The sequence below is a fragment of the Streptomyces sp. NTH33 genome (genome assembly GCF_003236365.1).
In the GTDB taxonomy this organism is placed as follows: Bacteria; Actinomycetota; Actinomycetes; order Streptomycetales; family Streptomycetaceae; genus Streptomyces.
Genome location: NZ_POTZ01000019.1, coordinates 19,488 through 32,387 on the forward strand (window position 1 = coordinate 19,488; position 12,900 = coordinate 32,387).

Below are 12,900 nucleotides of genomic sequence, written 5' to 3' on the forward strand. Positions count from 1 at the left end.
ACTCGTGCGCGACTTCGGACTGCTCATCAAGGCCGCCACCCGCCTGGAGCAGCGGATCGACACCGCACCGCGGCGGGACCGCGGGTTCGGTCACACGATGTTCGAAGTCCTCGTCCGGCTCTGCCGGCGGCCCGGCGAGGAGGTCTCGCAGCGCGATCCCGCCGACGACCTCCCCCTCACCAGCAGCGGCGTCACCCGCCTGGTGGACCGCATGGAGGAGGCCGGACCGGTCCGGCGCGTGCCGTCCCCCGAGGACCGCAGAACCGTACGGGTGGAACCGGCGGTACTTCGTCGCACCGGTGGCCCGCGACGACTGCACCCGGCTGACCAACTCGCTGCGCCGCATCCACACGGCGCTGCGCGACGAGGCGGACTGACAGGGCGTTCATTACGTCCTCCGCTCCTGTCCGACCGTCATTACCACGCTGTTCGACCGCAATCGCCCCCGTTGTTCCCCCACGCGGACGTATGGGGTGAAGCCTCGTCATCCGAATGCGGCACTCCGGTGGTGGGCCGTCAGAAATCGGCTGAAGGTGATCACGTCGCACCTGCGATTCCCGATTGAGTGGGCGTTGGGCCGGCTCTCGTAGTCGCGACGGAAGGAACACCCATGCGTATCACCCGTACTCTGCTCACCTCCGCGGTGATGACCGCATCCGTAGCGCTCTCCGCACCGGTGGCGTGCGCTGTGGACATGGCCGCCCTGTCGCCTTCACAGGCCAAGGCGGCCCAGGTCAGTGACTCCCGGGGCGATGACTCCGACCACGGCAAGGAAGAAGAAGGCGGCGAGCGCGGCAAGGAAGGACGCGGCGAGCGCGGCAAGGAAGAGCGCGGCGAGCGCGGCAAGGAAGAGCGCGGCGAGCGCGGCGAGCGCGGCGAATACGGCGAGCACGGCCGGCGCGGCGAGGGCAGGCCGCACGGCGGCGTCCACGCCGGTGGCGGAGCCCTGGCCATGGCGACCACCGACGACAACGGCCGTGACGACAACGGCCGTGACGACAACGGCCGTGACGACGACGGCCGTGACGACAACGGTCGTGACGACAACGGCCGTGAGGGCAAGGAAGGACGCGGCGAGCGCGGCAAGGAAGAGCGCGGCGAGCGCGGCGAGCACGGCCGGCGCGGCGAGGGCAGGCCGCACGGCGGCGTCCACGCCGGTGGCGGCGGACTGGCCCAGTCGCCGGACACCCTGGCCCTGGGGTCCGTGCTGGTGCTCGGCGGCCTGGGAGCCGGCGCGTACATGCTGCGGCGCCGTCAGGCGTCGGACTCCTCCGTGGCCTGACCGGCCGCTGTCGCTCGTCGATGTGCTGTCGCGGTCCGCGTCCACTCCCGTGGAGGACGACGCGGACCGCGACAGCGGTCTTTGAACCGTCGGGCGTCACCGGCGCCACCTCGTGATCGAAAGGCACCGTCCATGGCTTCCCAGCTTCCGCCTCCGGCACAGCAGTGCGGGACCAGGTCCACAGGGCGCCGACGCCGGCTCCGCCTGCTGTGGCCCACGGCAATGGTCGGGCTGGGCCTTGTGCTCATCCACCAGTCCGTAGACAACTCCATGACGCCCCTGAAGTACCCGCCTCCCGCGGCAGTCGCTTCCCACCGGCCCACGCCGGCCACACCGGGCACACCGGCCACACCGACCGCGAGCCCCGGCGCCGTCGCGGCCCCGGACGCCGCTGCCGGCGAAAAGGCGCTGTCCCGATCGGAGCCGACCCGGATCTCGATCCCGGACATCGGCGTGGACGCGCCGTTCACCAAGCTGTCCCTCGACGCGACCGGACACCTCGGCGCGCCACCGGCGGGCGACGCCAACCTGGTCGGATGGTTCCAGGGCGGGGCGTCACCGGGCGAGCGCGGAGCGGCGATCGTCGCGGGCCACCTCGACACCAAGACCGGTCCCGCGGTGTTCGCCGGGCTGGGCCAGCTCACGCCCGGCGCCCTCGTGGACATCACGCGTGCCGACGGCACCGTCGCACGCTTCAAGGTCGACTCCGTGGAGACCTTCAGCAAGGCGGACTTCCCCGACGACCAGGTCTACGCCGACACCTCGGCCCCCGAGCTGCGCCTGATCACCTGCGGCGGCACCTACGACCGCGCGCGCCAGGACTACCAGGCCAACGTGGTCGTCTTCGCCCACCTCGACTCGGACACGCCCGCCTGACACCGAGGAGAGCGCCACGGAACACGGCGGCTCAGGCGCCCTCGGCGAGAGGGCGCCACTTGGACGTGGGCGGGAGAACGGCCTCCGCCACCGATGCGGCTGCGTCCGTACCGGGGTACAGGGCATGTGCGCCGCACGGGGCGGCAACGTCTCCTCTGCGGCCCCTCCGGCTCAGGCCGGCCGGTGGACCTCGGTGAACCATTCCTCGACGACCGCGGCGGCCCGGCTCAGCGCGCCCGGCTCCCGGAGCCGGTGGGAGGCGCCCCGGACCTCGCGCACCGTGTGCGGGCCCGCGATCCGTTCGGCGGCCTGCCTGCTCGAGCGGAGATCCTCGGGGTCCTCGCCGCCTTCGACGAACAGCACCGGCACGCGGACCCGCTCCAGGTGTTCGTCCGCCAGTTCGGGCTGACCGGCCCATGAGACCACCGTCAGCACCTCCTCCGGCAACGCCGCCGCCGCGATCAGGGCGGCGGCCGCCTCGGCCCCGGCGGCGAAGAGGACCACCGGCAGTGTCCGGGCGTCCGGCTGTATCCTCAGCCAGTCGACCGCGGCGATCAGACGGCGGCCCAGCGCGCCGATGTCGACACGCTGCTCGCTCATCGCCTCGGCCCGGCGGCCCTCGGTCTCACTGAACAGGTCCACGGCCAGCGTGCCGAATCCGGCCCTGTGCAGCTCGGCGGCGACGGACCGCGCGGCAGGGTCCTGGCGGGACGTGTGCACACCGTGCACGAACAGCACGGTCGCCCGGGACGAATCGGGAACCACGAAGTCACCTGACAACGTGAGGTGGTCGGCGGGCACCGACACCGTCTCAGAGACCACGGAGATCACCTGCTCCCTCCGGCTGTCGGGCCGCGAGGCCCGTGGCGTCTCGGATCTCCGGCCGGGTACCCGTCCCCCCGGCGGGAACCCGGCCGGACCCGCGTGTCAGTCCGGGTTCTCGGCGGCGCGGTCGGCGGGCAGGAGCTCACGGATGTCCGCGGGGAGCACCGCGGCGATCTTCCCGGTCAGTTCCGGGGTGAGCGCGGCGTCGAGCACCTCCATGACGGCGGTGGCCTCGCGCACGGCCGTGTCCTCGTCCGTACCCGCACGTCCGGCGATCCGTCCGGCGAACACGGTCAGGCCGAACCGCTCGCCCGAGGTGGGCGAGCGCCCGCCGGCGGAGGACTCCGCCGCCTGCCGCACGGACGCGGCCAGTTCCGGCGGAAGCTGGGCGGCCACATGCTCCGCGAGCCCTGACGGCAGCCGTTCGGCCAGCGTGCTCAGCACGGCCCGGACCGCCCGCCCGGCCGCCGCCCGGTCCGGCAGCTGAGCGAGCGCCTGCACGTTCCCGATGATCTCGTCGTGCCGCATGGGATGCGTGTCCTTCCTCGGGGCGTGGTTCGTCCGGCGATGCCGACGGCCGGGCAACGGGCGAGTACCCGAAGCGCTGCCGCCGCACCGCGCCGGCCGCCGGCGCCGTCCCGCCGTGCGGGTGGGGAGGAGCGACGCACCGTTTGGGCGGGGCCGCGGAGGGTCACCCACAGGTGAGGACACAGGTGCGCGTCCGAGGGAGTGCGTCACATCATGCAAGGGCATGCGTCAGAAGGTCACCGAGCCGGTGGAACACCCGCCGGGACGCCACTGGTGCCCGGCGATCCCGCCGCGGCCGCCGAGCCGGCGCCGAAGGAGTACCGGATCGACGCCGTCGACGTGCACGCCTTCGAACTCCCCACCGACGGCCCGGACGGCAAGGAGCAGGACGGCACCCTGGAGTGGGACTCCACCACCATGGTCCTGGTCCGGGTGCACGCGGGCGGGCGGACCGGCATCGGCTACACCTACGGGGACGTGTCGACCGCCGTCTTCCTGTCCGGCGAACTCGCCCCGCTGCTGAGGGGACGGAGCCCGGCCTCGCCCCCGGCGCTGTGGGACCTGATGGGCAAGCAGATCCGCAACGCCGGCCGGCCCGGTGTGGGAGCCATGGCGCTCTCCGCGGCCGACATCGCGCTGTGGGACCTCAAGGCCCGGCTGCTGGACGTACCGCTGATCCACGCGCTCCCGGCCTACCACGACCGGGTCCCCGTCTACGGCAGCGGCGGCTTCACCAACTACTCTCTGGACCGTCTCGCCGACCAGCTCGCCGGCTGGGTCGAACAGGGCATTCCCCGGGTCAAGTTGAAGACGTCGAGGGAACCTGACCGCGACCCACGGCGACTGACCGCGGTCCGCAAGGCGGTCGGCTACGGGCCCGAGCTCCTCACCGACGCCAACGGCGCCCTCGGCCGCAAGGAGGCGCTGTACTGGGCGTACAGGTTCATGGACGAATGGGACGTGCGGTGGTTCGAGGAGCCGGTGAGCTCCGCGGACATCGAGGGCCTGCGGCTGCTCCGGAACAACGGACCGGCGCGGCTGGAGATCGCGGCGGGGGAGTACGCCTACACCCTGCGCGACGCCGTCAACCTCGTGGAGGCGGACGCGGTGGACTGCCTCCAGGCCGATGTCACCCGCTGCGGCGGCATCACCGGCGTACTGCAGGTCGCGGGCCTCGCGGCGGCCCGTCACCTGGACCTGTCCGCGCACTGCGCCCCCGCGGTCTCGGCCCACGCCTTCTGCGCCGTACACCGGCTGCGGCACCTGGAGTACTTCCACGACCACGTCCGGTTCGAGCACCTGGTGTTCGACGGCACGCTGTCCCCTGTCGGCGGCGCCCTGCGGCCCGACACGGGCCGTCCCGGGCTCGGCCTGGACGTCAAGTGGGCCGACGCCGAGCCCCACCGCGTCCACGGAGAGCGGCCGGTCTGACCGGGCTCGCGGGGGTGAACGCCTCGGCCGCCGTCGAACAGGCTGGGGCGGCACCGCCCTGGGGTGCGGGCGGTACGCCGCCGAGTCAGGGGTCTCCTGTGTCCAGCGCCCTCTCGTCGTCCGGGTCACCTGCAGAGTTGCAGGCCCTTGGCGATCACCTCGGTGAGGGGAATCCTGCTGCCCGGGCTGTTGGGGTCGTCGGCCCAGATCGGGTCGGGCGCGGGGTGCTTTCGCTGGGCCGCGTCGTTGAGGCCGTAGGTGCCTTCGGGGATGGTGAAGGTGACGGCCTGGCCGCTGCAGGCGAGAGTGCCGGAAGCGACGGTGAACGGCCAGGGCTTGACGGAGCGTTCGGTGATGTGGCCGGCCGGCTCGCCGCTGCTCTCGGCGGTGTCGGCGGGCTTGGCACCGTTGTCGGAATGTCTGTCGGCGGTTGCCGCGCTGCTGGTGCAGGCGGTCAGGGCGAGAACGCCGGAGACGGCGGCCGCGGCAGCAGTGACGCGGATACGCATGGTTCACCCCAGGGGAGCGATGGTACGGATGGTAACCGACATCATCCGGGCTGTTACCCCCCTGGTCAGGTGTTGGGCTGATCCCGTGATGTGATCGTGACGGTCTGTCGCGGTGCGGAGGTGTCAGGGCGCCAGTACCTGCCCCAGGTGGGCCCCGGCGGGTGTGCCCAGGGTGGTGCTGCGCAGCGCGACGGTTCGGGCAAGGCCGAAGCCGGTGCTGTGGACGGGCGTGTACAGCAGGAGGCCGTCGCCCGCGTCCTCGCCTTCCGACCCGATGACGAGGCCGGTGCGCCCGTGGCCGGACAGGTCGGTGAGGGAGACGGAGGAGCCGAATCCGTCGCCCTTCTCCGTGGCGTCCAGGATGCCGGGGGTGTCCTGGCAGAGGGTGAAGGAGCCGGTGACGGTCAGGCCCGAGGGCGTGCCCCGGAGCAGGGTGGCCTGACCGGCGTCGGCGCGGTCGACGCCGTCGCGGGTGAAGTCCTCGCCGGGGGCGCCGACCAGGACGTCCGCGTAGCCGTCGGCGTCGAAGTCGCCGACGGAGACCGAGAAGCCGAAGGCGTCGCCGGACCGGTCGGCGCCGGCCACGCCGACGGCGTCCTGGTGGATGACCTTCGTCCCGGTGGTGGTCAGGCCCTTCGCCGAGCCGGGGAGCACGGCGATGTGGCCGCCTGGCGTGCCGCCGGACTCGGAGGGGTGGGGCCGGCCGATGACGAGGTCGTCGTAGCCGTCCCCGTCGATGTCGCCCGCGGCGACGGAGCGGCCGCCCCTGACGGACTTCGTGCCGGCCTCGGTCAGGCCGGCCGCCGATCCGGTGAACAGCGCCACCCGCCCGATGCCGCCGCTGTCGAGGTGGTTGAGGACGACGTCCGTGTACCCGTCCCCGTTGAAGTCGCCCGTCGCGGCGTCCGGACCGGCGACCGGACCCGTGGCGGTGGTGAGTCTGCCGGAGGTGGTGGCGCCGCCGGTCAGCCGGACGTTCCAGGTGCCGCCCCCGCCGGTGCCGGCCGAGAACACGTCCGCCGTGCCGTCGCCGTCGAAGTCACCGACGGCGACCGCGGAACCGAGCCGGGCCCCGGCCGCCGCGACACCCGAGGTGGTGTAGGAGAAGCCGGTGTTCAGCGCGGGGCCGTACAGGACGGTGACCGAGCCGCGGTCGGCGTTGCCTTCGGCGTCGTCCTTGCCGGGGGCGCCGATGGCGAGGTCCGCGTAGCCGTCGCCGTTGACGTCGCCCCACGCGATGGCGGCGCCGAAGCCGTCACCGGGCCGGGTGGAGCCGGGGACGCCCGGGCTGTCCTGCGTGATCGTCAGCTTCGATGCCGCGACCGGGCCGTCGGCGCCGCCCGGGATCACCGTCACCGAGTTGGCCTTCGGGGTGCCGGCGGCCAGGTCGGCGACGCCGTCCCCGTTGTAGTCGGAGGTCCGCGGGGCGTGCGAGACGCCGGGGGACCTGACGAGTGCCGCGATCCGGGGCAGGTGGGCGCGGAGGTGACGCGGCAGCGTGATCGAGTCCGGATCGGCGCCGTACCCGCCGGACTTCCCGGCCAGGATCCGCGCGGTCGCCTCGAGCGCGGCGCGGCTGGGCGGTGCGGTCGTGTAGTCGCCGATCCAGGAGATGCCGACCGTGTCGTCGTCCGAGCCGTCGCCGCGGCCCTCGAAGACCTGGCCGCACCGGTCGACGACGAAGTCGTGGCCGGGGCCGGAGGAGCCGCGGGCGAGGTACTCCTGCCAAAGGGTGCGCATCCGGGCGCGGGACTCGGCGCAGGAGAGCGCGTTGTCGCTGTCCGCGCCGGTGTCCTGGACGACCGCGGCCCCGGCCGCGCCGCCGTGGCCCGACGTGCCACCGCCGTCGTCCGCCGAGGCCACCCGCGCGGCGGCGAAACGGCTTCCACGGTCGGTACCGGGGTCGAGCAACGCCACGCTCAGACCCGCCGGCTGCCCCGGGGCGGCCGTGCCGTCGCCCCGGACGACCCGCACCTCGACGCCGTCGGCATCACCGGTCCACACGGAGCCGGTACCGCCCCGCGAGCCGGCCCCACGCGCCTCGAACCGGCTGTCCGGCAGAGCCTGCCAGTGCGACCACTGGCCCGTCCGTGCCGAACGGGCACGGACCTCCGCCGTACCCTTCAGCTCGGCATGCGGATCGTCCCAGGTCAGCAGTGCGGCGCTGAAGCGCTCCGTGTCCTGCCGCGGCAGGCTCCTGCGTCCCGCCCCGTGATCCGCCAGCCGCACGGTGCGCACGGCGGTCTTGCCTCCGTACTCCTGCGTCCGACCCGGCGTGGAGGCGGCGGCGTACGTGACGACTCCCGCCCCGAGCACGACGACGGTCCCGCCGGCCAGCCACCCCTTGCACGCACGCCTCGTCCGGCGACCCAATGCCCCACCCCTGACTCGAAGAACACCCCACCCGTCACAGGCGGCACTTACCAAGCGCACGGAACCGGCCAGATGTCACACCGTGCACCGGGAGGGCTTCACCACGCCCTGTCAGAGGCGTGTGCGGGCCCGGCGGGCCCAGTCCTGCACGACGGGCACGCAGGACTCGGCGAAACGGTCGTAGTCGGCGGGCGTGTTGTAGACGTGGGCCGACAGACGGAGGTAGCCGGTCCCGTCGAAGCTGGTGAAGGCCGCCTCCGCCCCCAGTTCGGCGGCGGCCCGGTCGCGCAGCGCGTCCGCCGCCAGGCGGGTGGTTCCCAGTCTCTCGGGGAGGCGGACCAGACGCATGCCCGGCACGGGCATCCCGACGTCGACGCCCTCCACCGCTCCCGCCGGGTCGGCGAACGCGGCGCCGACCACCCGGGCGCCGTAGTCGGCGAGCTCGTCCATGTAGCGACGGGCCGTCTCCCAGCCCCAGGTGCGTTCGACGAAGTCCAGTGCCGTGGGCGCCGCCAGGGGCCCGGTGGCGTCCAGGGTGCCCTGCTGGTCGAAGCGGTGGGGAAAGGGCTCCGCGGCGCTCCAGGAGTCGATCAGCGGATGGAGGTGTTCGCGCAACGGGCCGCGGGCCACCAGAGCCGCCGTGCCGCGAGGCGCACAGCCCCACTTGTGGAGGTTGCCCACCCAGGCGTCGCAGACCAGTCCCTCCAGCGGAGCGGGGAGGAGCCCGGGCGCGTGCGCGCCGTCCACCAGCAGCGCGACGCCACGCCGTGCCAGCTCGGCTCCGACCCGTTCCACCGGCAGGCCGCGGGCGGTGGCCGAAGTGATCTGGTCCAGCACGACGAGCGCGCACCGGTCGTCCACCTCGGCCATCACCGCCCGGTACGCCTCGTCCGCGTCGGCCGCGAGCGGCACCCGGGCCGTGCGCACCCGGCCGCCCCAGCGGCGGGCGAGCCGTTCCGCTCCCATGGTGACGGCGCCGTACCCGTGATCGGTGACGACGACGTCCCTGCCGGGGCGCGCGGCCAGGGCGGCGTACACGGCGCTGGCGCCCGCGCTCGCGTTCGGCACGAGTGCCAGGTCCTGGGCGCCGACCCGCAGATGGTCCGCGATCTCGGCGCGGGTGGCGGCGATCCGGGCGGGCAGTCGCGGAAACCAGACGACGGGGGCGCGCTCCATCTCGGCCCGCAGTTCGTTCTGCCGCCGCTGGGCGGCCAGCGGGACGGCACCGAAGGAGCCGTGGTTGAGGTGCAGCATGCCGGGGTCGAGCGACCAGGCCGCGGCGGCGGGCCGGCCGTCGTCCAGCAGCAGCGGGCGCGGTGCGGTGGCGACCTCGGTCTCGCTCACGTGACTCCTCGTTCATCGCGTTCGTTCATGGCGTTCGTTCATTGCGTGATCAACGACCGTTGATCGTACACACGGTATGCACAAGGCCGGTCGTCCATTCCCGAACCATGGCCGGAAACGTTCAGGGAAAGATCCGGAACAGTCAATGCGGGGGTTTCCGCCGACCTCGCCGTGATACCTCTCGGTGAAGTCCGAAGAGAATCCTCCGGAGGGAATCCAGTTGTCGCTCGCCGCAGGATCCGGTCACCACTGCTTTCGCGTCCTCACCTCCGCCAGTGACGCGTCCGAAATCGCTGAATGGGCCGGTGGAAAGGGCAGAAACCTGCACGCGCTGACCGCGTCCGGTTTTCAAGTACCGAGCTGGTCGGTGATCGGCCTGGACGTTTTCGCGGAATTCGTCCGCGGCAGCGGACTGGACGAGTGCCTGGCTGCCCTGCCGGCCGCAGGCCGGGGCGGCGACGGCGAGCGCGGGGTCCGCGAGACCGCCGCCAGGATCGCCGCACTGGCCGCCAGGATCGCCGCGCTGATCGAGGCCGCGCCCCTCGACGAGCGCGTCACCGAGGCCATCGCCCTGGCCTACGCGCAGGTCGGCGGCGGCCTGGTGGCCGTCCGCTCGTCCGGTGCGCAGGAGGACGGCACGGAGCACTCGTTCGCCGGCCAGTTCGACAGCTTCCTCAACGTCCGCGGCCTCGACCAGGTCACCGCCCGTGTCCGCCGCTGCTGGGCCTCGGGATTCTCCGAACGGTCCCTGCGCTACCGCGCGCGGCTCCGGCTGCCGCCGGACACCGGCGGTGTCGCGGTCGTCCTGCAGCGCATGGTGCCCGCCGAGCGCAGTGGCGTACTGTTCACGGCCGACCCGGCGACCGGCCGCGGCGACCGCCATGTGATCAGTGCCGTCCACGGGCTGGGGGAGGGGCTGGTCTCCGGCGCGGTCGACGCCGACACCGTGGTCATGGACGCCGCCACCGGCGAGCCGCTGACCACCGTGACCGGCGAGAAGCGGGAGCGCTACGACGCCGGCGCCGGCCCCGGCTGCGCGGTGTCGCCGGTCGCCCCCGAGGACCGCGGGGCCCTGTCCCTGACCGCCGGGGACCTGGCCCGGCTGCACCAGGTGGGGGTGCGCGCCACGGCGCACTACGGCACCCCGCAGGACATCGAGTGGGCGATCGCGGACGGCACCCTGTGGATCCTGCAGAGCCGGCCGGTCACCGCCCTCGGCCGCCCGCCCGGCACCGGAGCGGAACGCGAGGACCCCGAGGGGGAGGTGCGGCTGTGGGACAACTCCAACATCGTCGAGAGCTTCGGCGGCGTCGTCTCCCCCCTCACCTACAGCTTCGCCGCCGACACCTACGCCAAGGTGTACGAGAGCTACGCCCGCGCGCTGGGGGTCAGGGGGGAACAGCTGCGCGAGGTCCAGGAGTGGACCCCTCGTCTGCTCGGCTACTTCCACGGACGGGTCTACTACAACCTGTACCACTGGTACCGCATGGTGCGCCTGGCCCCGCTGTACCCGCTGAACCGCCGTGTGCTGGAGAAATCGCTGGGCGTCTCGGAGAGTATTTCCGACGAGTGCGCCGACGCCCTTCACCCTTTCACGCCGCGAACCGGGCTGCGCGGCCGGTTCTCCCGTCTGACCCGTACGGCGGTCTTCACCGGAAGGTTTCTGGCCGTCCGGAAATCGATGGAGACCTTCCACCGGGATTTCCACCGAATGTACGAGGTGTTCGACAACGTCGACTACGACGCGCTGCCCGGTGATGAGACCTACCGGAGTTTTCGCAGGCTGCAGAGGGAACTCATCGAGAAGTGGGGCCCGATGCAGGTCCTGGACGCCACGGTCCTGCTCTCCGTCGGCGTGCTGGCCCTGCTGACCCGCAGATGGCTGCCGGACGCACCCGACTGGTTCACCTGGGCCGCGGCCGCCCCCGGCGGCCCCGTCGAGTCCGCCGAACCGGCGCGGGCGCTGGCCGGCCTGGCGGCGCGGGTGCGGGCCGACGACGAGGTACGGCGCCTGCTGGAACGCACCGACGACGCCGACGCCCACCGGGCGCTGCGCGAGGGCGGCCACACCGACGTCCTGGCCGCCGTCGACGCGTATGTCGCCGCCTACGGCTACCGCAGCCCCGACGAACTCAAGCTGGAGGTGCCCGACCTGCGGGAGGACCCGGCCGGGCTGTTCGCCCTGCTGCGCGAGGCGCTGCCGGGCGCCGCGGCGAGCGGCCCGGGCGGCCCGGGCGGCCGGGGCGGCCTGGGCGGCCGGGGCGAAGAGGCCGACGCCTACCTGGACCGGCGGCTGCGCGGCCCCCGCCGCTGGGTGTACGAGCGGGTGCGGCGCAAGGCCCGGGCCGCGCTCGCCGACCGCGAACGGCTGAGGTTCTGCCGCACCCGTGCCTTCGGCGCGGCCAAGCGCATGCTGCGCGCGATGGGCCGCGACCTGGCCCGCGCCGGGGCCATCGACTCCTGGGCCGATGTGTTCATGTTGAGACTGGAGGAGGTGCGGGGCGCCTACGAGGGCCACATCGCCCACGCCGAACTGAAGGAGCTGGCCGCGCTGCGCCGCAGGCGACTCGCCGCCGGCGCCACGCTGCACGCACCGCCCCGCTTCACCACCCGCGGCGCTCCCTACTGGTCGGGCAATCTGGAGCGGGCCGGCTGGACCGGCGGCCCCGCCGCCCGCAGCGGCGTCCGTGAACTGCGCGGGACCCCCTGCTGCCCCGGTGTCGCCGAAGGGCCCGCGGTGGTCACCGACAGCCCGCGCGAGATCGGCGGCGGCATCCTGGTCGCCTACCGCACCGACCCCGGCTGGGTGCCCGCGCTGACCTCGGCCGCCGCCGTGCTCGTCGAACGCGGCAGCCCCCTGACCCATGTGGCCGTCGTGGCACGGGAGCTGGGCATTCCGACCGTGGTCCAGGTCAAGGACGTCACCACCGAGATCCGCACCGGCACCCTGCTGCGCGTGGACGGCGCCGCCGGGACGGTCACCGTACTCGCCGACCCGCCGGCCGACGACACCCCCGGCGGCCCGGCCGTACCCCCGGACAGCCGAAGGACGGAGACACATCCGTGATCCTCACCGAGGACCGACTGCACGACCTGCTCGACAAGTCCCTCACCGAACTGCCGCCCCCGGCAGGTGACTTCGCCGTGGTACTCGAAGGCTCCGTGGCGGAGGGGTTCGGCAACCCCTCGTCCGACATCGACTTCCTGCTCATCGTCCGGGGCGACGAAAACCCGCCGACCATGCCGTCACTGCTCTTCGTCGACGGCCGCCGGGTGGAGATCCGCACCCGCTCGGTACGTCAACTCGCCGACCAGTTCAGCGCTTTGGAGGAGCAAGCCAAGCGCCCCGGCACGCTCTGCGAGGACCTGCTCAACCGCTGTCAGCGACTGCTGCACAGCCACCCGCTGCGCGGCCACGCCCTGGCCGGCGAGGTCAGGGAACTCATGTCCCGCGAGCGGCTCTCCCGCATCGCCGCCGACTGGTGGGCCCACCGGGCCCGGCAGTCCCTGCGGCACGCGGTGGCGCTGCTCTGCCTCGGCCGGACCGACGAGGCCGTCGGCTGGAACCGCGCCGCACTCGTCCAGACCGTCAAGGCGTGGGCGGCAGGCCGGGGCGAGACCTACCTGGAACCCAAGTGGCTGCCCCTGCAACTGGACCGCGCCGGCCGGCCCGACGTGCGCGACCGGTACCGGGAGCTGCACTCCACCACCCCCGCCCCCGGCGACCCGGAC

11 protein-coding genes are annotated in these 12,900 nt (G+C 73.3%); 6 read left to right on the plus strand and 5 right to left on the minus strand.

Going from position 1 to position 12,900, the window contains the following annotated elements; all coding sequences use genetic code 11:
* The first annotated feature begins 4 nt into the window (after positions 1 to 4).
* The 3 genes from C1I97_RS03605 (at position 5) to C1I97_RS03615 (ending at position 2,158) form a co-directional block, all read left to right on the plus strand.
* A complete protein-coding gene (locus C1I97_RS03605; RefSeq protein ID WP_258382404.1) occupies positions 5 to 565 on the plus strand; it encodes a MarR family winged helix-turn-helix transcriptional regulator in 561 nt (186 codons plus the stop codon).
* Positions 566 to 610: 45 nt separating this feature from the next.
* Positions 611 to 1,282, plus strand: a complete 672-nt coding sequence (locus C1I97_RS03610) for a hypothetical protein (protein WP_111001771.1) — start codon at positions 611 to 613, stop codon at positions 1,280 to 1,282.
* A gap of 132 nt (positions 1,283 to 1,414) precedes the next feature.
* Positions 1,415 to 2,158, plus strand: a complete 744-nt coding sequence (locus C1I97_RS03615) for a class F sortase (RefSeq protein ID WP_111001772.1) — start codon at positions 1,415 to 1,417, stop codon at positions 2,156 to 2,158.
* 171 nt (positions 2,159 to 2,329) lie between these two features.
* Here the strand turns inward: C1I97_RS03615 and C1I97_RS03620 are convergent, their stop codons facing one another.
* Entirely contained in the window at positions 2,330 to 2,980 is a 651-nt protein-coding gene (locus C1I97_RS03620) for a dienelactone hydrolase family protein (protein WP_111001779.1), read from the minus strand.
* 105 nt (positions 2,981 to 3,085) lie between these two features.
* Positions 3,086 to 3,511 (minus strand): DUF2267 domain-containing protein, encoded by a 426-nt coding sequence (locus C1I97_RS03625; protein WP_111001773.1) that lies wholly within the window; start codon positions 3,509 to 3,511, stop codon positions 3,086 to 3,088.
* Between the two features lie 273 nt (positions 3,512 to 3,784).
* On the opposite strand from C1I97_RS03625, the gene C1I97_RS03630 reads away from it, so the two are divergent.
* A complete protein-coding gene (locus C1I97_RS03630) occupies positions 3,785 to 4,942 on the plus strand; it encodes an enolase C-terminal domain-like protein (protein WP_258382405.1) in 1,158 nt (385 codons plus the stop codon).
* 125 nt (positions 4,943 to 5,067) lie between these two features.
* On the opposite strand, the gene C1I97_RS03635 is transcribed toward C1I97_RS03630, so the two are convergent.
* From C1I97_RS03635 to C1I97_RS03645, 3 genes are all read right to left on the minus strand, one after another.
* On the minus strand, positions 5,068 to 5,451 hold the full coding sequence (locus C1I97_RS03635; protein WP_111001774.1) for a DUF2511 domain-containing protein: 384 nt from the start codon (positions 5,449 to 5,451) through the stop codon (positions 5,068 to 5,070).
* 123 nt (positions 5,452 to 5,574) lie between these two features.
* Positions 5,575 to 7,767: an FG-GAP-like repeat-containing protein gene (locus tag C1I97_RS03640; RefSeq protein WP_258382406.1), complete on the minus strand. Its 2,193-nt coding sequence runs from the start codon at positions 7,765 to 7,767 to the stop codon at positions 5,575 to 5,577.
* A 168-nt stretch (positions 7,768 to 7,935) separates the two neighbouring features.
* On the minus strand, positions 7,936 to 9,168 hold the full coding sequence (locus C1I97_RS03645) for an aminotransferase class V-fold PLP-dependent enzyme (protein ID WP_111001775.1): 1,233 nt from the start codon (positions 9,166 to 9,168) through the stop codon (positions 7,936 to 7,938).
* A 220-nt stretch (positions 9,169 to 9,388) separates the two neighbouring features.
* On the opposite strand from C1I97_RS03645, the gene C1I97_RS03650 reads away from it, so the two are divergent.
* Together C1I97_RS03650 and C1I97_RS03655 are read left to right on the plus strand one after the other, a co-directional pair.
* A complete protein-coding gene (locus C1I97_RS03650) occupies positions 9,389 to 12,235 on the plus strand; it encodes a phosphoenolpyruvate synthase (protein ID WP_111001776.1) in 2,847 nt (948 codons plus the stop codon).
* A partial coding sequence (locus C1I97_RS03655) for a nucleotidyltransferase domain-containing protein (protein WP_181446539.1) occupies positions 12,232 to 12,900 on the plus strand: 669 nt, incomplete at its 3' end. The genes C1I97_RS03650 and C1I97_RS03655, both read left to right, overlap by 4 nt.

Coding starts and splice junctions, on each gene's coding strand:
- C1I97_RS03625 (WP_111001773.1), bottom strand. CDS start 3,511: ATGCGGCACGACGAGATCATCGGGAACGTGCAGGCGCTCGCTCAGCTG.
- C1I97_RS03615 (WP_111001772.1), top strand. CDS start 1,415: ATGGCTTCCCAGCTTCCGCCTCCGGCACAGCAGTGCGGGACCAGGTCC.
- C1I97_RS03610 (WP_111001771.1), top strand. CDS start 611: ATGCGTATCACCCGTACTCTGCTCACCTCCGCGGTGATGACCGCATCC.
- C1I97_RS03635 (WP_111001774.1), bottom strand. CDS start 5,451: ATGCGTATCCGCGTCACTGCTGCCGCGGCCGCCGTCTCCGGCGTTCTC.